General features: G+C 69.5%; 17 protein-coding genes and 1 pseudogene. 7 read left to right on the top strand and 11 right to left on the bottom strand.

The features are described from left to right. Positions 1 to 225: 225 nt before the first annotated feature. Positions 226 to 3,093, top strand: a complete 2,868-nt coding sequence (locus F3J10_RS20500) for a valine--tRNA ligase (protein WP_167242885.1) — start codon at positions 226 to 228, stop codon at positions 3,091 to 3,093. A gap of 132 nt (positions 3,094 to 3,225) precedes the next feature. Next, on the top strand, positions 3,226 to 4,107 hold the full coding sequence (gene galU, locus F3J10_RS20495) for a UTP--glucose-1-phosphate uridylyltransferase GalU (RefSeq protein ID WP_025098724.1): 882 nt from the start codon (positions 3,226 to 3,228) through the stop codon (positions 4,105 to 4,107). Between the two features lie 103 nt (positions 4,108 to 4,210). Here the strand turns inward: galU and F3J10_RS20490 are convergent, their stop codons facing one another. The 11 genes and pseudogenes from F3J10_RS20490 to F3J10_RS20440 all read right to left on the bottom strand — a co-directional run bounded on the left by F3J10_RS20490 (position 4,211) and on the right by F3J10_RS20440 (position 15,274). Then, positions 4,211 to 4,903: a DUF4136 domain-containing protein gene (locus F3J10_RS20490; protein WP_167242884.1), complete on the bottom strand. Its 693-nt coding sequence runs from the start codon at positions 4,901 to 4,903 to the stop codon at positions 4,211 to 4,213. Between the two features lie 89 nt (positions 4,904 to 4,992). Next, positions 4,993 to 7,485, bottom strand: coding sequence for a CHASE2 domain-containing protein (locus F3J10_RS20485; RefSeq protein ID WP_167242883.1), 2,493 nt, complete (start codon positions 7,483 to 7,485; stop codon positions 4,993 to 4,995). A 9-nt stretch (positions 7,486 to 7,494) separates the two neighbouring features. Continuing rightward, positions 7,495 to 8,775: a FecR domain-containing protein gene (locus tag F3J10_RS20480; RefSeq protein ID WP_240155654.1), complete on the bottom strand. Its 1,281-nt coding sequence runs from the start codon at positions 8,773 to 8,775 to the stop codon at positions 7,495 to 7,497. A gap of 131 nt (positions 8,776 to 8,906) precedes the next feature. Continuing rightward, positions 8,907 to 9,611: a response regulator transcription factor gene (locus F3J10_RS20475; RefSeq protein WP_013697723.1), complete on the bottom strand. Its 705-nt coding sequence runs from the start codon at positions 9,609 to 9,611 to the stop codon at positions 8,907 to 8,909. A 450-nt stretch (positions 9,612 to 10,061) separates the two neighbouring features. Continuing rightward, positions 10,062 to 10,394: pseudogene (locus F3J10_RS36325) on the bottom strand (hypothetical protein); the annotation flags it as partial. Between the two features lie 554 nt (positions 10,395 to 10,948). Then, a complete protein-coding gene (locus F3J10_RS20465; protein WP_167242881.1) occupies positions 10,949 to 11,434 on the bottom strand; it encodes an SRPBCC family protein in 486 nt (161 codons plus the stop codon). Next, positions 11,406 to 11,810 carry a metalloregulator ArsR/SmtB family transcription factor gene (locus F3J10_RS20460; protein ID WP_167242880.1) on the bottom strand — a complete coding sequence of 135 codons (405 nt, stop codon included), beginning with the start codon at positions 11,808 to 11,810 and terminating at the stop codon, positions 11,406 to 11,408. The genes F3J10_RS20465 and F3J10_RS20460 overlap by 29 nt, the downstream gene beginning before the upstream one ends. 121 nt (positions 11,811 to 11,931) lie before the next feature. Further along, positions 11,932 to 12,159 (bottom strand): sulfurtransferase TusA family protein, encoded by a 228-nt coding sequence (locus tag F3J10_RS20455; RefSeq protein WP_013697719.1) that lies wholly within the window; start codon positions 12,157 to 12,159, stop codon positions 11,932 to 11,934. Between the two features lie 170 nt (positions 12,160 to 12,329). Beyond that, positions 12,330 to 13,367 (bottom strand): Gfo/Idh/MocA family oxidoreductase, encoded by a 1,038-nt coding sequence (locus F3J10_RS20450; protein ID WP_166914062.1) that lies wholly within the window; start codon positions 13,365 to 13,367, stop codon positions 12,330 to 12,332. 10 nt (positions 13,368 to 13,377) lie between these two features. Continuing rightward, complete coding sequence (gene iolG, locus F3J10_RS20445; protein ID WP_025101601.1) at positions 13,378 to 14,397, bottom strand: inositol 2-dehydrogenase; 1,020 nt, start codon at positions 14,395 to 14,397, stop codon at positions 13,378 to 13,380. Then, positions 14,390 to 15,274, bottom strand: a complete 885-nt coding sequence (locus F3J10_RS20440; protein ID WP_025101600.1) for a MurR/RpiR family transcriptional regulator — start codon at positions 15,272 to 15,274, stop codon at positions 14,390 to 14,392. Before F3J10_RS20440 ends, iolG begins: the two co-directional genes overlap by 8 nt. Positions 15,275 to 15,489: 215 nt before the next feature. On the opposite strand from F3J10_RS20440, the gene F3J10_RS20435 reads away from it, so the two are divergent. The 5 genes from F3J10_RS20435 to F3J10_RS20415 form a co-directional block, all read left to right on the top strand. Continuing rightward, positions 15,490 to 16,566 carry a sugar ABC transporter substrate-binding protein gene (locus F3J10_RS20435; protein WP_025101599.1) on the top strand — a complete coding sequence of 359 codons (1,077 nt, stop codon included), beginning with the start codon at positions 15,490 to 15,492 and terminating at the stop codon, positions 16,564 to 16,566. A 100-nt stretch (positions 16,567 to 16,666) separates the two neighbouring features. Then, on the top strand, positions 16,667 to 17,812 hold the full coding sequence (locus tag F3J10_RS20430; protein WP_124094036.1) for an ABC transporter permease: 1,146 nt from the start codon (positions 16,667 to 16,669) through the stop codon (positions 17,810 to 17,812). 11 nt (positions 17,813 to 17,823) lie between these two features. Beyond that, complete coding sequence (locus tag F3J10_RS20425; RefSeq protein ID WP_025101598.1) at positions 17,824 to 18,624, top strand: ATP-binding cassette domain-containing protein; 801 nt, start codon at positions 17,824 to 17,826, stop codon at positions 18,622 to 18,624. Between the two features lie 12 nt (positions 18,625 to 18,636). Further along, on the top strand, positions 18,637 to 20,613 hold the full coding sequence (gene iolC / locus F3J10_RS20420) for a 5-dehydro-2-deoxygluconokinase (protein WP_166914066.1): 1,977 nt from the start codon (positions 18,637 to 18,639) through the stop codon (positions 20,611 to 20,613). 11 nt (positions 20,614 to 20,624) lie between these two features. Further along, a partial coding sequence (locus F3J10_RS20415; protein ID WP_275691704.1) for a thiamine pyrophosphate-binding protein occupies positions 20,625 to 21,406 on the top strand: 782 nt, incomplete at its 3' end.

Below are 21,406 nucleotides of genomic sequence, written 5' to 3'. Positions count from 1 at the left end.
GGCCGCACCCGATCCGGGCATGAGGCAGGCACGAGCCAGGCACCATCCAGGCACGACCCGGGCCCGGCGCGACCTCGCAATCGACCCTGCAAGCCGCCCCCTCGACCCGCCCCGCCGCCGCCGCGCGCCCCCCGCCCGGCGCCGTGCCTGCCCCGGCGGGATGCGCATCCATTTATAATTGCCGGTTTCCGCATCAATCACGCATTCTTTCAGGCAATTCCGACCATGAGCGACAGCACGCTGGCGAAGAGTTTCGAGCCCCAGACCATCGAATCCCATTGGGGGCCCGAGTGGGAAAAGCGCGGCTACGCCGCCCCGAAGATCGATCCGGCCAAGCCGGATTTCGCGATCCAGCTCCCGCCGCCGAACGTCACCGGCACGCTGCACATGGGGCACGCGTTCAACCAGACCATCATGGACGGCCTGACGCGCTACCACCGCATGCGCGGCGACAACACGCTGTGGGTGCCCGGCACCGACCACGCCGGCATCGCCACGCAGATCGTGGTGGAGCGCCAGCTCGACGCGCAGAAGATCTCGCGCCACGACCTGGGCCGCGACAAGTTCGTCGAGCGCGTCTGGGAGTGGAAGGAGAAATCGGGCTCGACGATCACCGGCCAGGTGCGCCGGCTCGGCGCCTCCACCGACTGGAGCCGCGAATACTTCACGATGGACGACAAGCTCTCGAGCGTGGTGCGCGAGGTGTTCGTGCAGCTCTACGAGCAGGGCCTGATCTATCGCGGCAAGCGCCTGGTCAACTGGGACCCGGTGCTGATGACGGCCGTCTCCGACCTGGAGGTGGTGAGCGAGGAGGAAGACGGCAGCCTCTGGCACATCAACTACCCGCTGGTGTCGGGCGAGGGCCACCTGACGGTGGCCACCACGCGCCCGGAAACCATGCTCGGCGACGTCGCCGTGATGGTGCACCCGGAAGACGAGCGCTACCGCCACCTGATCGGCCAGTCGGTGCGCCTGCCGCTGTCGAACCGCGAGATCCCGATCATCGCCGACGACTACGTCGATCGCGAGTTCGGCACTGGCGTGGTCAAGGTCACGCCCGCGCACGACCTCAACGACTACCAGGTCGGCCAGCGCCACCAGTTGCCGCAGATCGAGATCCTCACGCTCGACGCGAAGATCAACGACAACGCGCCCGAGGCCTATCGCGGCCTGGACCGCTTCGAGGCGCGCAAGCGCGTGGTGGCCGACCTGGAGGCGGCCGGCGCGCTCGACTCGGTCAAGCCGCACAAGCTGATGGTGCCGCGCGGCGACCGCACCGGCGTGGTGATCGAGCCGATGCTGACCGACCAGTGGTTCGTGGCGATGACCAAGCCGGCGCCGGAAGGAAGCTTCCACCCGGGCAAGTCGATCACCGAGGTGTCGCTCGAGGTGGTGCGCGACGGCCAGATCAAGTTCGTGCCGGAGAACTGGACCACCACCTATTACCAGTGGCTGGAAAACATCCAGGACTGGTGCATCTCGCGCCAGCTCTGGTGGGGCCACCAGATCCCGGCCTGGTACGGCGAGAACGGCGAGATCTTCGTCGCCCGCGACGAGGCCGGCGCGCGCGCCAAGGCCGACGCGGCCGGCTACGCCGGCGCGCTCAAGCGCGACGAGGACGTGCTCGACACCTGGTTCTCCTCGGCCCTGGTGCCGTTCTCCTCGCTGGGCTGGCCCAGCGAGACGCCCGAGCTGAAGCACTTCCTGCCCTCCTCGGTGCTGGTCAGCGGCTTCGACATCATTTTCTTCTGGGTCGCCCGGATGGTCATGATGACGACGCATTTCACCGGCAAGGTGCCGTTCCACACCGTCTACATGCATGGGCTGGTGCGTGACGCGGAAGGCCAGAAGATGTCGAAGAGCAAGGGCAACACGCTCGACCCGATCGACATCATCGACGGTATCGGCCTGGAGGAGCTGGTCGCCAAGCGCACCACGGGCCTGATGAACCCGAAGCAGGCGGCCTCGATCGAGAAGAAGACGCGCAAGGAATTCGCCGACGGCATCCCCGCCTTCGGCACCGACGCGCTGCGCTTCACGATGGCCTCGATGGCCACGCTCGGGCGCAACGTCAACTTCGACCTGGCGCGCTGCGAGGGCTACCGCAACTTCTGCAACAAGCTCTGGAACGCCACGCGCTTCGTGCTGATGAACTGCGAGGGCCACGATTGCGGCACCGCCAAGCCGGAGCTTTGCGGCGCCGGCGACTGCGGCCCCGGCGGCTACCTGGACTTCTCGGCGGCCGACCGCTGGATCGTCTCGCTGCTGCAGCGCGTGGAAGCCGACATCGCCAAGGGCTTCGACGACTACCGCTTCGACAACATCGCCAACAGCATCTACAAGTTCGTCTGGGACGAGTATTGCGACTGGTACGTCGAGCTGGCCAAGGTGCAGATCCAGAACGGCACGCCCGAGCAGCAGCGCGCCACGCGGCGCACCCTGCTGCGCGTGCTGGAGACGGTGCTGCGCCTGGCGCATCCGGTGATCCCGTTCATCACCGAGGCGCTCTGGCAGAAGGTCGCCCCGCTGGCGGGCCGCTACCCGGCCGGCGCGGCCGAGGGCGAGGCCTCGCTGATGGTGCAGGCCTACCCGGTGGCGGACCTGTCCAAGCTCGACGAGCCATCCGAGCAATGGGCGCTCGAGCTGAAGGCGGTGGTCGACGCCTGCCGCAACCTGCGCGGCGAGATGAACCTGTCGCCGGCCACCCGCGTGCCGCTGCTGGCCACCGGCGAACTGGAGCGCCTCAGCAGCTTCGCGCCCTACCTGAAGGCGCTGGCGCGCCTGTCGGAAGTGACCATCGTGGCCGACGAGGCCGCGCTCGACAGCGAGGCGCAGGGCGCGCCGATCGCCATCGTCGGCGCCAACAAGCTGGTGCTGAAGGTCGAGATCGACGTGAAGGCCGAACGCGAGCGCCTGTCGAAGGAAGTCGCGCGGCTCGAGAACGAGATCCGCAAGTGCGAGGCCAAGCTCGGCAACGAGGCCTTCGTGGCCAAGGCCCCGCCGGCGGTGGTCGAACAGGAGCAGAAGCGGATCGCCGAATTCCGCGGCACGCTCGACAAACTGGCCGCGCAACTGGCCCGTTTGCCGGCATAAGAGGACGTTTTCCGGCCATTTGCAGGCGCAATGGCCGGCGTAACAAAGGGTAAGCTAGCTTGCACGGACCGTGCCAGCCCAATCACCATGGGCGGCACGAACGAATCAATCCAAGGATGAAAGGTCGATCACATGCTGAAAGTCACTAAGGCGGTATTTCCGGTTGCCGGTCTCGGCACCCGCTTCCTGCCGGCGACGAAGGCAAGCCCGAAGGAAATGCTGCCCGTCGTCGACAAGCCCTTGATCCAGTATGCCGTCGAGGAAGCGATCGCGGCCGGCATCACCGAGATGATCTTCGTCACCGGGCGCAGCAAGCGCGCCATCGAGGATCACTTCGACAAGTCCTACGAAGTCGAGGCCGAACTCGAGGCACGCGGCAAGGAGAAGCTGCTCGAGCTGGTGCGCAGCATCAAGCCCTCCAATGTCGACTGCTTCTACGTGCGCCAGCCCGAGGCGCTCGGCCTCGGCCACGCCGTGCTCTGCGCCGAGAAGCTGGTCGGCGACAATCCCTTCGCCGTGATCCTCGCCGACGACCTGCTCGACGGGCAGCCGCCCGTCATGAAGCAGATGGTCGATACCTTCGACCACTACCACAGCTCGATCATCGGCGTGGAAGAGATCCCTGCCTCGGACACCAAGTCCTACGGGATCGTCGACGGCAAGGAGTGGGAAGAGTCGATCGTCAAGCTCTCGGGCATCGTCGAGAAGCCGGCGCCCGAGGATGCGCCCTCGAACCTCGGCGTGGTCGGCCGCTACATCCTGAAGCCGCGCATCTTCGAGCACCTGCGCGCGATCAAGCCCGGCGCCGGCGGCGAGATCCAGCTGACCGACGCGATCCAGGCCCTGCTGGCCGACGAACAGGTGCTGGCCTACAAGTACGAAGGCACGCGCTTCGACTGCGGCAGCAAGCTCGGCTACCTGAAGGCGACCGTCGAGTTCGCCCTGCGCCACCCGGAAGTGCGCGACGAGTTCGAGCAGTATCTGCGCGAACGCGGCACCTCGCAGTCGGTGTAATCAATCGGGGCTCGCGCCCTGCCCGCTCCACCGGCGGGAATCAAAAAAGCGCCGCTTCGTGCGGCGCTTTTTGCTGTGCCGGCGCGTTGGCCGGGTTCGCTGGCTACTTCGGCTCGGCGGGTTTCACCGATACCACCCCCGGCATGCCGCCCGCCGCATCCGGCCGGGTCCGCACCAGCCAGCCGGTGCCGCCCTGGTAAGGCAGCTTCGCCAGCGCGCTGCGCACCAGGTTCGGCATCGCCGCGAGCGGATCGGCCTGCCGGTCGCGCGAGGATGCCGTGACCTGGTAGGCCGTCTCGCCGTTGCGCGAGTCGACGAAACGCAGCGTCAGCAGGTGCCGGTAGACCGGCCCCGCGAACGGCAAGGCGAGCGGCGCGGAGCCGTCCACGCGCACGCCCGGCGACGCGGCGCCCGACGTGGCGGATGCGCCCGACGTGGCGGATGCGCCCGACGTGGCGGATGCGCCCGACGCGGCGCCCGCGCCGAGCGCGAGCGCGCCCGGCTGGGTGGCATAGGCGATCGCCAGCCGGTAGGGCGCGCCGTCCGGCTGCTCGTGATAACCCTGCCGGGCCAGCTCGTCGCGCACCAGCGATTCGACGCGCCGGTATTGCCGCGTCGCGTCGTCGTCCTGGCCGTTGCCGTCCTGCGACTCGGTGCGCGCGAACGCGTAGTTCCGGGCATCCGCGCCGAAGCCGGCCGCCCGGCCCGCGACGCTCACGCCCGTGGTCGGCGCCGCGCAACCGCCCAGCAGCGCCAGCGCGAGGGCGATGGCGGCCCCTGTCCCGATCGTCTTCATGAGAACTCTCCCCAGCATGCCGTTGTCCGGCGAATTCAGTCCCGCGCGCCTGGCACGGACGCGCGAGCCTGCGATTGATATGGTCCCGCTCAGGCCGCGGGCTCGTCCAGGCGCGGCAGCGTGATCGAGATCGCGGTGCCGACGCCGACCGCGCTGTCCACCGCGATGCTGCCGCCATGCCGCGTCACCACGGTCTTCACGAACACCATGCCGAGCCCGGTGCCGCTCACCTCGGGACGCTCGCTGGCATGGAAGCGCCGGAACCGCTCGAACAGATGCGCCTGGTCCTCGGGCGCGATCCCGTAACCCTGGTCGCGGATCGTGCAGGTCACGCGCGGCGGCCCCTCCTCGGTGGCGAAGCTGCAGCTGATCAGCGTATCGGCCGGGCTGTACTTGACCGCGTTGTTCAGCAGGTTCACCAGCGCGCGCGCCATCAGCGAGCGATCCGCGCCGATCCAGTAGGGCTCGCCGTCGAGCGCCGTGTCGATGCGGATGCGCTTGGCCTGCGCCTGCGGCCAGACCTCGTCGCTGGCGTCAATCAGCAGGTCGGCGAAGCTGGCCGTGTCGATCCGGTAGGTCTGCGATTCGGCGCGCGCGAGCTGGACGAATTCGTCGGCCAGCGTCAGCGCGCGCTGCGCGTGCCGCTCGATGCGGCCGAACAATTCGCGCTGCGGCGCCGAGGCATCGCCGCGCTGGCGCTCGATCTGCACCAGCGCGAGGATCGAGGCCTGCGGCGAGCGCATGTCGTGCGACAGCAGGTGCAGCGCCTCCTCGCGCTGGCGCTCCGCCGCGTGCAGCGCCGTGACGTCGACCAGGCCCGCGATCCAGCCGATCGCGCGGCCCTCGGCATTGGTGCACGGCGCGTAGCGTAGCAGATGGTCGAGGCCGTCGGCATCGCGCACTTCCAGGCCGCTGACCAGCAGCGCCGGCGCCTCGCCGCGGGTCGGATCGAGCGCGGCCGGCCAGGCCGCGCGCAGCTCCGGCTCGCGCTCGGGATGCGCCACCGTCTTGACGAATTCGAGCGCGCCGAGCGCCCCCTGCAGCGAGCGCCCTTCCGGCGCGTTGACGCCGACCCGCGCGCAGTAGCGCTTGGCCGCGTGGTTGGCGATCAGTACGGTGCCCTGCACGTCGGTCACGAAGATCGGCTCGGGCATGCTGTCCAGGCTGTCCCACACGAAGCGCTTCATGTCCTGCACGCGGCGCGCGGCCTGCGCCATCAGGTTCATCTGCCGCTCCAGCACGTCGCCGCCGAACTCGGCGCGCTGGGCCGGATCGCGCGGCGCCTCGGGCAGCAGGTGCGGCTCGGCGGCGAGCCGCTCGAGCTCGCCGCGCAGGTAGGTCATGGTCATCTCCAGCCGCCGCCAGTTCCACAGCAGGTAGACCACGATCAGGCCGAGGATGGCGGGCGCGGGCGAACCCCAGCAGCGCCCGCCGAACAGCAGCGCGGCGCTGCCGACCACCGCCAACACGGTCAGCGAGGCCGCCAGCAGCAGCGCGCGCAGCGGCGAGAGCAGCAGGATGCCGGCCAGCAGCGCGGCCAGCAGCGGCAGCGAGGCGAGCAGCAGCCAGCCCGGCGAGGCCAGCGTGATGGCGCGGCCGGTCAGCAGCATGTCGAGCACGCTGGCATGCAGGTAGACGCCCGGCAGGGTGCCGAAGTCGCCCGAGATCGGCGTGGCGAAGCGATCGTAGAGACCCGCGGCGGTCACCCCGACCACCACGATCTTGCCGCGCAGCGCCGCCTCGGGCACCTTGCCGGCCAGCACGTCGGACAGCGAATAAGCCGGGTAGTCGAGCGTCGAGCGGCTGAACGGGATCAGGTAGCGCCCGGGCGCGGGCAAGGCCGCCTTCACCAGGCGCGACGCGGCCGACGAGGCGGAGGCGGCCGGGGAAGTCGAGGCGGTGGGGGCCGAAGTCGAAGCGGCCGAAGCGGCCGAAGCGGCGATCGACGATGCCATCGAGGCCGCATCCTGCCCTGCCCCGCCCGCCGACGCATCCAGCGCGCGCGCCACCGACAGCATCAGTTGCGGCCAGTCGCGCCGGCCGTCGCTCTCGGCGAGCGCCACGCTGCGCACGATGCCGTCCGGATCGACCTCGAAATTGATATGGCCGGTACCGGCCAGCCGCGCGGCCAGCTCGGGCACGGGCGGGCTCACCTCGCGCGTGCCGTCGGCGGCCTCGGGACTCAGCAGCACCGGCAGCCAGGCGGGCACGCGGGCGAGCGCCTGGCCGAGTTCGGCATCGTCGGGGGAAGCTTCGATGAACAGCACGTCGTAGACCACCGCGGCCGGCCGCGCGCGCGCCAGCTCGTCGAGCAGGCGCGCATGGACGCTGCGCGGCCAGGGCCAGCGGCCCAGCCGATCGACGCTGGCGTTGTCGATCTGCACCACCACGATGTCGGGATCGAGCGCCAGATGGCGCGCGCCGAGCAGATGGTCGTAGATCAGGCGATCGACGCTCGAGGTGGCCTGCCAGAACACGCCGGCGCAGATCGCCGCCACGCCCAGGCAGCCGATCGCGAGCCACTCGACCAGGAAGCGCCGGCCGAGTGGCCGGCGCCGCCGGGAGCCGGATTCAGGCTTCATCGGCGGGCGTCAGCGCGCGAGCGTGAAGCTGTTGACGGCGCCCGCCTTGTCGTAGAACCGGCCGTTCGAGAACTGCTCGGCGATCACGCGCCAGTAGTAGTCGCCGGGCGGCAGGTGCGAGAGCACCAGCCGCGTATCGGTCAGGCCCGGCTGGTCGACGATCGGGTTCGACAGGTCGCGCGCGGCCGACAGCACGAAGCGGTAATGCGTGGCCGCCTCGCCCTGCGCGCCGCTCGGCATCCAGCGGAACGCGTAACCGCCCGCGGCCGGCCCGGCCTCGCTGCGCAGGCCGAAGCGGCGGCGCTCGAAGCCGTAGGTGCGCGGCTGGCCTTCCAGGCCGTTCGCGTCGATCGCGGCGATGCGCACGAAATAGCTGTCGTCGGGCAGCGCATCGAAGCTCGCGCGCGGCGTGTCGACTCGCGTCTCGCGGATCAGGTCGAGGAAGCCCGCGTCGCTGGCCAGCTCCACGTGCCAACTGCGCGCGCCCTCCTGCGGCACCACCTCGAAGCTCACCTGCGCCTCGTCCTGCACGCGGCCCGGCTTGACCAGGCGCGGCGCGGCCAGCAGCGGCACCGGCGCGCCCACCTGCCCGTCGGCGCCCGTCACGCTGCCGAAGTTGGCCTGCACCAGGGTCGCGTCGGCGCGGCTACGCCCCGGCGCGACGCCGACCGTGCCGTCCAGCACCTCGACGCGCGTCAGCGCCTGCCCGTCGGCATCGTAGTTGACGCGAAAGCGGGTGCCGCGCACGCCGGCCACCACCGAGGGCGAGCGGATCTGGAAGCGGTCGTCCGGCTTCTTCATGTGGCTCACGTCGCTGTCGACCGAGCCGCGCCTGAGGTCGATCACGCGCTCCAGGGTGCCGGTCAGCACGGTGCGGCGCAGCGCGGCCACGTCGATCTGGCTGCCCGGCGGCAAGCTCAGGTGCGTGCCGTCGGCCAGCTCCAGCGTGACGAAACCGTCGGTGCCGGTGCGCAGGCGATCGCCCTCGCCGAGCGTGGCATTCGGCGTGAGCGCCACGAACGCCGCGTCGCGCCCGGCGCGCTCGACCGTGCCGTGGCTGGCGACCACGCGCGCAGTGAGCGGCTCCTTGCGCAGGCGCGCGGCCGGCAGGCGGATCTCGATGCCGCGCTGCAGGCGCTTGGGCGCCGGCACGCCGTTCATCTTCGCCACCAGGCGCCAGTCGTCGGCGCCCTGCAGGTACTGCCGCGAAATCTCGTAGAGCGTGTCGCCGTCGCGCGTCACATAGGTGACGATGCCGCCCGCGACGCGTTCCGACGAGGGCCGCGTCATGCTCGCCAGCGAGGGGGCCGAGGCGGCCTGCGCCCAGGCGCTGCCCGTGCCGACCCAACCGCCCGCGGCGAGCGCCAGGCAGGCGGCCGCGATCGCGCGGCGCAGGCCGCGCGGGTAACCCGGCGCGGCGCTCACTCGGCGGCCCCTTGCGGCAGCCGCTCGAGGCGATAGCCGTAGCCGTAGATCGGCGCGAGCCGGTAGCCGTTCTCGGGCCGCAGCGCGAGCTTGGTGCGCAGCATCGAGATATGCGTGTCCATGGTCCGCGAGGGGATGTCGGTCGCCTGCTTCCAGACCAGGTCGAGGATGTGCGCGCGCGAGAGCGGCTGGTCGACGTGCTGGAACAGCAGCAGCGCGAGATCGAATTCCTTCTGCGTGAGACTGACCGCCTGGTCGCCGACGAAGGCCTGCTTCAGGTTGGTGTCGAAGCGGTAGCTGTCGAATTCACGCATCACCGAATCGGTGTTGGCGGGATAGGCGCGGCGCAGCAGCGAGCCGATGCGCGCGCGCAGGATCGGCGCCGATACCGGCTTGACCACGTAGTCGTCGGCGCCCGCGTTGAGGATCTCGGTGATGCCGGCCTCGTCGTCGCGGCTGGTCATGAAGATGATCGGCAGGCGATGTTCGGTCTGGTTCTCGCGCACCCACTTCATCAACTCTTCGCCCGACAGGTCGGGCACGTTCCAGTCGAGCACCAGCAGGTCGAAGGTCTCGCGCTGCAGGCGCTTCTTGAGCACCTTGCCTTCGCTGAACGCATAACACGTGTGACCGACCGCCGTCAGCGTCTGGCTGACGAAGTCCGTCTGCGCCTCGTCGTCGTCCAATACAGCAATTCTCATAACACCCCGCAATGCGGCGACGGCAGGAAGCCGTCCCGCGTTCCGCGCCCGATCGCGCGTGCCCGGTGCCGGCCCGTGGCCTCGGACCGGCAGGCATCGCCGCGCTGGCGGCGCTCCGAACGCTATTGTGTCCGGATCGCCGCTTTTCTCAAAATCGGGTCGCCTACTACCCAAGGGACCGCGAGCGGGGCTGGCATCGGCACCCGCCGCGACCGCCGCCCGACCGTCGAACGGCCGGGCGAACGTCTTTCAGATCGATCCGGGCGACAGGCGCAGCGCCTTGTCGCCGCCGGAGGGCGAGCCCGCATCCTGCGGGTCCCGCGATTTCGGCCCGGCGTCCGGACCGGATTCCGGCTCCGCGTCGGTTTGCGCCGCCGCGCGGCGGCCGCCGTCCTGCCGGCCGTCGCCGCGACCGGCATCGTCGCCGGCCTCGTCCTGCACCTGCCGCGCGAGCGCGGCATGCAATTGCCCGCGCACATGCTCCCATGCGGTGCGCGCATAGTCGGGCTGCTCGGCGGCCCAGGCCTGCGCCAGGTCGAACACCCGCGCGAGGGTCGGCGCGCAGCGCGTGAGCTCCGCCTGCGGCGCGCCGAGCGTGTCGCGCAGCCATTCGGCCAGCCACGGCATGTCGGCCGCGCAGGCATCCGCATAGGCTTCGAGCGCGGCGCGCGCGTGAGGATCGCGCGCCGGGTCGAGCTCGACGCGCTGCATCGCCCGCGCGCGCTCGCGCGCCTTGCCGCGCGACGCGAACGGTATCCGGACCGTTCCGGGCCTCAAGAACATGATTTCTCCCTGGTGCGGCCGATGCCCATTCGCGTCGCGGCGAAATACGATACCGCCCCGCGACAAAATGCGCACGCCTGCCGTTGCAGCGCAGTATAAGGAGCACCCAGGCGACTGTCGTTTAAGAATTGTCAGATCGTAAATAATCGATGATAAAAACCCGGTGATTCGATTCGATTTTTTGAAGATGCCTCGAAGACTGCCTGCTTTTTAGGCATTTCGGCCGATTTTCCACCCCGCCGCGCCGGCCGCGATCGCGTGCCCGGCGCGACATCCGGGCGGCCGTCATGCATTTTCTTTCAGCACGAATCGTCAAGCCGGGCTCGCCAATCGTCAATTCGGCCAGGTGAGGAAAGGTGAAATCGGCGGGCCCGGGCACGGCCGGCGTTTTGAAAACCGTCGGCGGCCGGATCGGGAGCATGCCGATAAAGCCGTTCGCATGCTGTGTGGTCTTGTCGTTTTCTTGTACGGATTTTGTATAAGACTCGAATCGGCCATGAATCGGCCATGATCGGCCATGCCGGGCGCGCGACGCGCCTCCGGCACCCCGTGCCTCAGGCCAGCGTGGTGGCGAACGCCTCGAGCTGGCTGATCACCGTGTTCCAGCCGTCGAAGAAACCGAGCTGCTCGTGCTGCTCGCGCGCCGCCTCGTCCAGGTGCATGACGTGCGCCGTGTAGCGGCAGCCCGCGGGATCGTCTTCCATGTCGATCACGGCCGTGAAGCCCAGCCACGGCTTGGCGGGTCGCCAGCCCGCCGTCAGCAGCGAGCTGAACACCAGGCGCGCCTGCGGCACCACCTCGAGGAAGCTGCCGGGATTGTCGCTCACGCCGCCGTCGGGGCCGCGCATGGTGGTATGGAAGGCGCCGCCGGGGCGCAGGTCGAAGGCGACCACCTCGGTGCTCCAGGGTGTCGGGCACCACCACTGCGCGAGCAGCGCGGGTTCGCTCCAGGCTCGCCACAAGGCCGCGCGCGGCGCGCGCAGCACCCGGCTGATGACGAGGTCGCGGGAATCAATCGGTGCGGCGGCGGGCTTTGACATGGGCTTGCTCCTCCTGGTGAAGTCGTTCGACGAAGGCCACCATCCGGTCCGAGCGCGCTTCCAACATCGCGCGCTGCTCGGCCAGCCACTGCTCGGCCTGGGCGAGCCGCGCCGGCACCAGCTCGCAGCGGCGCGTGCGGCCGCTCTTGCTGCTGCGCACCAGCCCCGAGCGCTCCAGCACCCCGAGGTGCTTCATGAACGAGGGCAAGGCCATCTCGAAGGGCTCGGCCAGCACCGAAACCGTCTGCGCGCCGTCCGCCAGCGCGCGCACGATCGCGCAGCGCGTGGGATCGGCCAGCGCCTGGAACAGCTCGCTGATCGAAGCCGGCAGCGAGGCGGGAACGGAAGCCGGGTGAGATGCCGAATAGTTAGCCATGCGGCTAAGTATAGGCGCTCGATATTGAAACGAAAGGCCGCCGGCGAAAAAAATGCCGCCGGGGCCAGGAGCCCGGGCGGCATGCCGACACGAGCGGCCGAAGCCGGCCCATGTCGCGTGTTCAGCGGCGGCGCATCAGGAAGGTGAAGATCTTGTCGTGCACCGACGATTCGACGATTTCGTTACCGGTCTGCTTGGCGAACGCGGCGAAATCGCGTTGCGAACCGGGATCGGTCGCGAGGACCTTGAGAACCTGGCCGCTCTCCATGTCGGCGAGCGCCTTTTTCGCGCGCAGGATCGGCAGCGGGCAGTTGAGCCCGCGCGCATCCACTTCCTTGTGAACTTCCATCGGCTTTCGACCTTCGAGTGACGCGCCGGCAAGGCGCGGAGTGAAGGCGAGATTTTACCGCAGGCGGCCCGCTCGCGTGGGCAGGCATGAACGGCGGAGTCGGCGGCGGGCAAGCTGCCAAGCCGCCGCCCCGCCCGCCCACCTCCACACCTGCCTGCCCGGCGCCCGCCCTACAGCTCGACGGCCCGCCCCGTGTGCAGCGCCTCGCGCATCGCATGGCCGATGCGGGTGGCCTCCAGCGCGTCGGCCAGCGTCGCGCCGCCCGACTCGCCCAGCCCGCGCACCGCGTCGACGAAGGCCTGCGCCTCCACCAGGAAGGCCGCCTCGAAACGGTCGAAGAAGGTCGGCGTGCAGGTATTGCGGATCCCGCTCGCGTCATAGATCTCGACACGATTGGCGCGCGGGTTGCGGCCGATGCTGAGCGCGCCGGCCGTGCCGATCACCTCCGAATGCGAGTCGTTGCCGTGCGCCATGGTGCGCGAGGCATAGAACATCGCCAGCGCGCCGCCCTCGAACTCGCAGATCGCCACGCCGTTGTCGACGTCGCCGCACTCGGCCAGGCCCGGGTGCAGCGCGATGGTGCCGGCCGCGAACACGCGCGTGGCGCGCGGCTTGCCGAGCAGCCAGCGCGCCACGTCGATGTCGTGCACCGAGCAGTCGAGGAAGATGCCGCCCGAGCTCGGTGCGAAACGCACGAAGAAGCCGTCCGGATCGTTCTGGTCGGTGGTCTGCGAGCGCACCAGGAAGGGCCGGCCGATGCCGCCTTCGGCCACCCGCTCGAAGGCCTCGCGATAGCTCGGGTCGAAGCGGCGCATGAAGCCGATGGTCGCCTGCAGCTGCGGGCGCGCATTCGCCTCGGCGATCACGCGCTCGCATTCGGCGATGTCGAGCGACAGCGGCTTCTCGCAGAACACGTGCTTGCCGGCACGCAGCGCGGCGATGATCTGCTGCGCGTGCAGCGACGAGGGCGTGACGAGCCACAGCGCGTCGAGCTCCGGATCGGCCACCAGCGCCTCGAAGTCCTCGTACAGGCGCGGTACGCCGAGCGTGTCGCGGGCCCAGGCCAGCTCCTCGCCCAGCGGGCTGCAGGCGGCCGCCAGCTCGGCGCCGGCCACCCGGCGCGCGAGATTCTCCGCGTGGCGGCGGCCCAGCCGGCCGAGCCCCGCGATACCGATCCGGACCTTGGCCGGGGAAGTCTGCTCAGGCATCGCCGTCTCCTCAGGCCACCGCTTCGCCGAGCCGCACCGCGCGGCCCTCGCGCCAGGAGCGCGTGGCGGCCTCGGCCAGCTCCAGCGCCTTCACGCCGTCGGCGATGGTGGTGCGCACCGGCTCGCCGCGCGTCACGGCCGCGAAGAAATGCGCGATCTCGCGTGCATAGGCGATGCGGTAGCGCTCCAGGAAAAAGGCTTCCGGCAGGTCGCTGGACACGGCCTTGGCACTGTAGGCGGTCACCTCGGTGGGCCGCACGTTGCCGGCCTGCAGCATGCCGGCGCTGCCCAGCAGCTCGAAACGCTGGTCGTAGCCGTAGGCGGCGCGCCGCGAGGTGTTGATCTGGCAGAGCCGGCCCGCCTTGGTGCGGATCGTCACGGCGGTCGCATCCACGTCGCCGGCCTCGGCGATGGCCGGGTCGGTCAGGCAACTGCCGGTGGCATGCAGGGTGTCGGCCTCGTCGTCGAGGATCCAGCGGAAGATGTCGAAATCGTGGATCAGCATGTCCTTGAAGATGCCGCCCGAACGCTGGATATAGCTGACCGGTGGCGCGCCCGGATCGCGGCTGGTCACCACCAGCATCTCCGGGGTGCCCACCTCGCCCGCCTCGATGCGCGCCTTGACGGCCTCGAAGGTGGGATCGAAGCGGCGCTGGAAACCGATCATGCAGACCACGCCGGCCTTCGCCACCGCCTGCTCGCAGGCTCGCGCGCGCTCCAGCGCGAGATCGACCGGCTTCTCGCAGAACACGTGCTTGCCCGCCGCGGCCGAGCGCTCGATCAGGTCGGCATGGGTGTCGGTGCTCGAGCAGATCACGCTCGCGCCGATCGCCGCATCGCCCAGCGCCCCTTCCACGTCGGCGACCCGCGCGCCGTGCTCGGCGGCCAGCGCCGCGGCGGCGCCCGCGTCGACATCGATCACGTACTTCAGGCGCACGCCCGGCTGGCGCGCGAGATTCGCCGCATGAATGCGGCCGATGCGCCCGGCGCCGAACACCGCGACGTCGATCGTCGGAACTGCTTCAGTCATCGTATCCTCCAGTGTCCTTCACTTCTTCCACGTTCAATTCGAGCCGGTACGCGAGCGCGATGAACAGCGCCTGGCACAGGCAGATGGTGCTGGTCAGCGAGCGGAACGCGAACGCGCTCCCCTCCTTGACCAGCAGATGCGCGCTCGCCTCGCGGACCAACGGCGAGAGCCGGCTGTCCGTGATCACGAGCGTGCTCGCATGGTTGTGACGCGCCGCGCGCAGGCAGTACTGGGTCTCCTTGCCGTAGGGCGCGAAGCTGATCGCGACCACCACGTCCCCCTTCCTCACGCTGCGGATCTGCTCGCGGTACATGCCGCCCAGCCCCGACACCAGGTGCACGCGCTTGGCCGTGTGCTGCAGCGCATAGACGATGTAGCTGGCCACCGGGAACGAGCGGCGCACGCCGATCACGTAGATGTTCTCGGCGCGCTCCAGCATCGAGACCGCCGCGTCGAACTGCGCGTCGTCGAGCCCGGCCGCCAGCTCGTCGAGCCCGGCGCGCGAGGCGTCGATGAACTGGTGCGCCATGGCCGGCACCGACAGCGCGCCGGCGGCGCCCTTGTCGTCGATCAGGCTGCGGATGCGCTGCTGGTAGCTCTGCACGCTCGGGTTCTGTCCCGTGTAGGCGTCGCGGAACACCGCCTGCAGATCGGAGAAGCCCGAGAAGCCGAACCGCTGCGCGAAGCGCACCACCGCCGAGGGATGCACGCCGCAACGCTCGGCGATGTCGCTGGTGCGATCCATCATCACGCTCGAACGGTTCTCGTCGATGTACGAGGCAATGCTCTTGAGCTGCCGCGGCAGCGTGTCGAAAGCCTCGGTGATGCGCTGCAGCAGCGCCTCGACCGGCATGTCGGGTTGCGATGTCTCGTCCATGGTGTGCGGCCCGTGCGCCGCCTGCGCGGCAAGCGCGCGGCGCCGGACTCGATGCTGATGTCGTGAGCCGAGTATAGGCAGTCGCCCACCGAAATGGAACAAATTTTCCATTTCAAACGTAAATAAAATTTTCTTTGCAATCGCCTGCGAGTTGACCTAATCTTGCTCGTGAACGGCAACGTTCGACCCATAACAGAACCGACACAGGTGGAGACATGAGACTTTGCAATGGCAAGGCCGGCTTTCGCACGCACGGAATCAAGGCGGGTCTTCGGGGCGTGGTCGCGGCGCTGGCCGTCGCGGCCGGGCTGGGCGCCGCCGCGCTGCCCGCGCAGGCGGCCGATGCCCGATTCGTGCTGATCAGCCACGCACCCGATTCCGATTCCTGGTGGAACACCATCAAGAACGCGATCAAGCAGGCGGACGAGGATTTCAACGTCACGACCGACTACCGCAATCCCCCCAACGGCGACATCGCCGACATGTCGCGCCTGATCGAACAGGCCGCGGCCCGCGACTATGACGGCGTGATCACCACCATCGCCGACTTCGACGTGCTGAAGAACTCGCTCGGCAAGGTCACCGCCAAGAAGATCCCGCTGATCACCATCAATTCCGGTACCGAGGAACAGAGCGCCCAGCTCGGCGCGATCATGCACGTCGGCCAGCCCGAGTACGTGGCGGGCCAGGCGGCCGGCGAGAAGGCCAAGGCCGCCGGCGTGAAGTCCTTCCTGTGCGTGAACCACCTGGCCACCAACCCGGTGTCCTTCGAGCGCTGCCGCGGCTTCGCCGACGCGATCGGCGCCGACATGAAGTCCTCCACCATCGACGCCGGCACCGACCCGACCGAGATCCAGTCGAAGGTCAGCGCCTACCTGCGCAACCACCCCAAGACCCAGGCCGTGCTGACGCTCGGCCCGGTGCCGGCCGCCGCCACGCTCAAGGCGCTGCAGCAGATGGGCCTGTCGGGCAAGGTCTATTTCGCGACCTTCGATTTCTCCGACGATATCGCCAAGGCGATCCGCGCCGGCACGATCCAGTTCGCGATCGACCAGCAGCCCTACCTGCAGGGCTACATCCCGGTGGCCGTGCTGGCGATCGTGAAGAAGGACAAGACCACCGATCCGGTGAAGATCCGCCAGATCCTCGAGGCCAACCCGAAATTCCAGGCGCGCCTGGCCACCTACGGGCTGCAGCCCTCCTACGGCCCGAAGAACATCCGCTCGGGCCCAGGCTTCATCACCAAGGACAACCTCGACAAGGTCGTGAAGTACGCAGGCCAGTACCGCTGAAGCAGCACAGGGCATCGTTCACCGCGCGGCGCGAGGCCGCGCCTCTTCACCGGCGCCGCGGGGTAGCCCCGCCCCGCGCGCCGGGCATCAAGGAGACATCATGGGTGTAGCCGGCAAGCATCTGACAGCGCAGTCCCAGCAAACCCCGCCGCCCGGCGCGCGCGCCGACGAACGGCTGCGCGGCGAGGCGTGGTTCTCGCGCTTTCTCAACCGCCCCGAATTCGCCGCGATTTCCGGCACCGTGCTGGTGTTCGCGATCTTCGCGATCGGCGCGGGCGGCTCGGGCATGTTCAATCTCGACGGGATCATGAACTGGTCGCAGGTGGCGGCCTATCTCGGCATCCTCGCGGTGGGCGCCTGCCTGCTGATGGTGGCCGGCGAGTTCGATCTCTCGATCGGTTCGATGATCGGCTTCGCCGGCATGATGGTGGCGATCCCGACCGCGTATTTCCACTGGCCGATCTGGGCCGCGGTGATCTTCGCCTTCGCCGGCTCGATGGCGCTCGGCGCGCTCAACGGCTACCTGGTGATGCGCACCAGGCTGCCCTCCTTCATCGTCACGCTGGCCTTCATGTTCATCCTGCGCGGCCTCACGCTCGCGCTCTCGGTGATGTTCGCCGACCGCACCATCATCTCGGGCCTGGGCGACTACGCCCACGCCGACCCGGTCACCCACCTGCTGTTCCAGGGCGTGGCCTTCCACGGCCTGTTCCGCTGGCTGGCCCATGCCGGCATCGGCGGCGTGCTCGACAACGGCGACCCGCTGGTGCCCGGCATCCCCAAGGTGATCCTCTGGTGGCTGGCGGTCACCGTGATCGGCGCCTTCGTGCTGGCCAAGACGCGCTGGGGCAACTGGATCCTGGCGGTGGGCGGCGACGCCAACGCGGCCAAGAACGTCGGCGTGCCGGTGCGCCGCGTGAAGATCCTGCTGTTCGTGCTGACCGCCTTCTGCGCCTGCCTGTTCGCCGTGCTGCAGGTGGCCGACATCGGCTCGGCCGCGGCCGACCGCGGGCTGCAGAAGGAATTCGAGGCGATCATCGCCGCGGTGATCGGCGGCACCCTGCTGACCGGCGGCTACGGCTCGGTGGTGGGTGCCGCGTTCGGCGCGCTGATCTTCGGCGTGGTGCAGATCGGCATCACCTACACCAACATCAGCTCCGACTGGTTCCGCGTGTTCCTCGGCGTGATGCTGCTGATCGCCGTGCTGTTCAACCACTACGTGCGCCGTCGCGTGGCGCAATCCTGAGGAGCCGAACCATGTCCACGCCCTCCACGCACGACACGATTCTCGAGCTCGACAACGTCAGCAAGTTCTTCGGCAAGGTGATCGCGCTGTCCGGCATCAACCTGAAGCTGCGGCGCGGCGAGGTGCACTGCCTGCTCGGCGACAACGGCGCCGGCAAGTCCACCCTGATCAAGACCCTGGCCGGCGTGCACTCGCCCTCCGAGGGCCGCTACCTGGTCGACGGCCAGCCGGTCAGCTTCGAGTCGCCCAAGGACGCGCTCGACCTGGGCATCGCCACCGTCTACCAGGATCTCGCCCTGGTGCCGCTGCTCTCGGTGGCGCGCAATTTCTTCATGGGCCGCGAGCCGAAGAAGAAGCTGTTCGGCTTCATCAACGTGATGGACCTCGACACCAGCGCCGAGATCGCCCGCGCCAAGCTCGCCGAGATGGGCATCAACGTGCGCGACGCGCACCAGCCGATCGGCACCATGTCGGGCGGCGAGCGCCAGTGCCTGGCGATCGCCCGCGCGATCCACTTCGGCGCGCGCGTGCTGATCCTCGACGAGCCCACCGCCGCGCTCGGCGTCAAGCAGAGCTTCAACGTGCTCAAGCTGATCCACACCGCGCGCGCCAAGGGCATCTCGGTGATCTTCATCACCCACAACGTCCACCACGCCTACCCGATCGGCGATTCGTTCACGCTGCTCAACCGCGGCCGCTCGCTCGGCACCTTCACCAAGGACACCATCAGCAAGGACGAGGTGCTGGACATGATGGCGGGCGGCGCCGAAATGCAGAAGATGGTCGCCGAACTCGACGGCGCCGTGATCTAACCAGGAACCGATATGGCTCACTCCCCCCTTCCCTTCGCGCCGAACCGCCCGCTCGACGTGATCTGCATCGGCCGCGTCGCGGTCGACCTGTACGCGGAGCAGATCGGCGCCCGTCTCGAGGACGCGACCAGCTTCGCCAAATACCTGGGCGGCTCGTCCGGCAACATCGCCTTCGGCGCCGCGCGCCTGGGCCTGAAATCCGCCATGCTGGCGCGCGTCGGCAACGACCACATGGGCCGTTTCGTGCGCGACACGCTGGAGCGCGAGGGCTGCGACACGCGCCAGTTGCTGACCGACCCGGAGCGGCTCACCGCCCTGGTGCTGCTCGGCCTGAAGGACCGCGATACCTTCCCGCTGGTGTTCTACCGAGAGAACTGCGCCGACATGGCGATCGACGAGGGCGACATCGACGAGGACTTCATCGCCTCCTCGAAGGCGCTGCTGATCACCGGCACGCACTTCTCGACCGACAAGGTCAACCGCGCCAGCCGCCGCGCGCTCGACTACGCGCGCCGCCACCAGGTGCGCACCGTGCTCGACATCGACTATCGCCCGGTGCTGTGGGGGCTGACCGGCAAGGCCGACGGCGAGACCCGCTTCATCGCCAACGAGGGCGTGACCGCGCATCTGCAACGGATCCTGCCGCTGTTCGACCTGGTGATCGGCACCGAGGAGGAATTCCGCATCGCCGGCGGCAAGGACAACCTGCTCGACGCGCTGGAGATGGTGCGTCGCGTGAGCAGCGCGACCCTGGTGGTCAAGCGCGGCCCGCTCGGCTGCTCGATCGTCGAGTCCGCCGTGCCGAAGTCGCTCGATGCGCTGAAGCTGGTGGGCGGCGTCGAGGTCGAGGTGCTCAACGTGCTGGGCGCGGGCGACGCCTTCGCCTCCGGCTTCCTCTCGCAATGGCTGCGCGGCGGCACGCTGGAGGCGGCCGCGCGCGCGGCCAACGCCTGCGGCGCGCTGGTGGTGTCGCGCCACGGCTGCTCGCCGGCCATGCCGACGCCGGCCGAGCTGAACTACTTCCTGCAGGAAGCCGCGCGCGACCCGCAGCGCATGCGCCGCCCCGATCTCGATGCGACGCTGGCGCGCCTGCATCGCGTCACGCCGCCGCGCAAGCAGTGGGAGCAGGTGCTCGGCTTCGCCTTCGATCACCGCAACCAGTTCTTCGAGCTGGCGCAGCAGGCCGGCGCGCCGCTGGAACGGATTCCGCAATTGAAGCGCCTGTTCGTCGAGGCGGTCGCGCAGACCGAGTCGCAACTGGGCCTGCAAGGCCAGATCGGCGTGCTGATCGACGACCGCTACGGCCAGGACGCGCTCAACGACGCCACCGGCCGCGGCTGGTGGGTGGGCCGCCCGACCGAGCTGCCCGGCTCGCTGCCGCTCGAATTCGACCATGGCCGCTCGATCGGCACCACGCTCGAGACCTGGCCGGCCGAGCACGTCGCCAAGTGCCTGGTGCGCTACCACCCCGACGAGGCGCTGGAAACCCGGCTCGAGCAGGAAACCCAGCTGCGCACGCTCTACGACGCGGTGCAGGCCAGCGGCCACGAACTGCTGCTGGAGGTGATCCCGCCGCATCGCGCCGACCTGCCCGAGGGCCCCGACGTGGTCTATCGCGCGCTCAAGCGCCTCTACAACCTCGGCATCTACCCGGAATGGTGGAAGCTCGAACCGCTGGACGCCGAGCAGTGGCGCGCGGTCGACCAGCTGATCGCCGAGCGCGACCCGCATTGCCGCGGCGTGGTGCTGCTGGGCCTGTCCGCGCCGGTCGAGCAGTTGATCGGCGGCTTCGCCGCCGCGGCCGCCTCGAACAGCTGCCGCGGCTTCACGGTCGGCCGCACCATCTTCTGGGAACCGAGCCGCGCCTGGCTGGCCGGCGAGCTCGACGATGCCGGCGTGATCGCCCGCGTGCGCGAGATCTTCGAGACCCTGATCGGCGCCTGGCGCAGCGCGCGCGCCGGCGAGGTCGCGGCCCGCCGCGTCGCCTAGGAGAGCCGACCATGAACCATAGAGCGATCGAATCCGCCTCGCCCTGGCCGGGCGAGGCCACCGCCGAGGCGACCGGCACCGTGCGCCTGACCGCGGCCCAGGCCGTGGTGCGCTACCTGGCCGCCCAGCAAGTGGCCGCCGAGGACGGCAGCGGCCGCACCGAGCCGCTGTTCGGCGGGGTGTTCGCGATCTTCGGCCACGGCAACGTGGCCGGGCTCGGCGAGGCCCTGTACCAGGCGCGCGAGGTGCTGCCCACCTACCGCGCCCACAACGAGCAGGCGATGGCGCACAGCGCGATCGCCTATGCGAAGGCGCATTTGCGCCGCCGCATGATGGCCGTCACCAGCTCGATCGGCCCGGGCGCCACCAACCTGGTGACCGCCGCCGCGCTGGCCCATGTGAACCGCCTGCCGGTGCTGCTGCTGCCCGGCGACATCTTCGTCTCGCGCGCGCCCGATCCGGTGCTGCAGCAGGTCGAGGATTTCCACGACGGCGGAATCTCCGCCAACGACGCGCTCAAGCCCGTGTCGCGCTATTTCGACCGGATCGTGCACCCGGCGCAACTGCTCAACGCCCTGCCGCGCGCGCTGCGCGTGCTGACCGACGCGGCGCTGTGCGGCCCCGTCACGCTGGCGCTGCCGCAGGACGTGCAGGCCATGGCTTATGACTACCCGCTGTCGTTCTTCGCGCCGCGCGTGGTGTCCTTCCATGCCCCGGCGCCGGTCGAGACCGAGCTGGCCGCCGCGCTCGCGGTGCTGCGCGAGGCACGCCGGCCGCTGCTGGTGGCCGGCGA

The sequence above is a fragment of the Burkholderia sp. Cy-637 genome (genome assembly GCF_011753175.1).
In the GTDB taxonomy this organism is placed as follows: Bacteria; Pseudomonadota; Gammaproteobacteria; order Burkholderiales; family Burkholderiaceae; genus Burkholderia; species Burkholderia gladioli.
This window is presented reverse-complemented; position numbering and strand designations above follow the sequence as displayed.

What these genes read in the sequence shown, in the direction of transcription:
- F3J10_RS20500 (WP_167242885.1), top strand. Translation starts at nt 226, where the DNA reads ATGAGCGACAGCACGCTGGCGAAGAGTTTCGAGCCCCAGACCATCGAA.
- galU (WP_025098724.1), top strand. Translation starts at nt 3,226, where the DNA reads ATGCTGAAAGTCACTAAGGCGGTATTTCCGGTTGCCGGTCTCGGCACC.
- F3J10_RS20490 (WP_167242884.1), bottom strand. Translation starts at nt 4,903, where the DNA reads ATGAAGACGATCGGGACAGGGGCCGCCATCGCCCTCGCGCTGGCGCTG.
- F3J10_RS20485 (WP_167242883.1), bottom strand. Translation starts at nt 7,485, where the DNA reads ATGAAGCCTGAATCCGGCTCCCGGCGGCGCCGGCCACTCGGCCGGCGC.
- F3J10_RS20480 (WP_240155654.1), bottom strand. Translation starts at nt 8,775, where the DNA reads ATGACGCGGCCCTCGTCGGAACGCGTCGCGGGCGGCATCGTCACCTAT.
- F3J10_RS20475 (WP_013697723.1), bottom strand. Translation starts at nt 9,611, where the DNA reads ATGAGAATTGCTGTATTGGACGACGACGAGGCGCAGACGGACTTCGTC.
- F3J10_RS20465 (WP_167242881.1), bottom strand. Translation starts at nt 11,434, where the DNA reads ATGTCAAAGCCCGCCGCCGCACCGATTGATTCCCGCGACCTCGTCATC.
- F3J10_RS20460 (WP_167242880.1), bottom strand. Translation starts at nt 11,810, where the DNA reads ATGGCTAACTATTCGGCATCTCACCCGGCTTCCGTTCCCGCCTCGCTG.
- F3J10_RS20455 (WP_013697719.1), bottom strand. Translation starts at nt 12,159, where the DNA reads ATGGAAGTTCACAAGGAAGTGGATGCGCGCGGGCTCAACTGCCCGCTG.
- F3J10_RS20450 (WP_166914062.1), bottom strand. Translation starts at nt 13,367, where the DNA reads ATGCCTGAGCAGACTTCCCCGGCCAAGGTCCGGATCGGTATCGCGGGG.
- iolG (WP_025101601.1), bottom strand. Translation starts at nt 14,397, where the DNA reads ATGACTGAAGCAGTTCCGACGATCGACGTCGCGGTGTTCGGCGCCGGG.
- F3J10_RS20440 (WP_025101600.1), bottom strand. Translation starts at nt 15,274, where the DNA reads ATGGACGAGACATCGCAACCCGACATGCCGGTCGAGGCGCTGCTGCAG.
- F3J10_RS20435 (WP_025101599.1), top strand. Translation starts at nt 15,490, where the DNA reads ATGAGACTTTGCAATGGCAAGGCCGGCTTTCGCACGCACGGAATCAAG.
- F3J10_RS20430 (WP_124094036.1), top strand. Translation starts at nt 16,667, where the DNA reads ATGGGTGTAGCCGGCAAGCATCTGACAGCGCAGTCCCAGCAAACCCCG.
- F3J10_RS20425 (WP_025101598.1), top strand. Translation starts at nt 17,824, where the DNA reads ATGTCCACGCCCTCCACGCACGACACGATTCTCGAGCTCGACAACGTC.
- iolC (WP_166914066.1), top strand. Translation starts at nt 18,637, where the DNA reads ATGGCTCACTCCCCCCTTCCCTTCGCGCCGAACCGCCCGCTCGACGTG.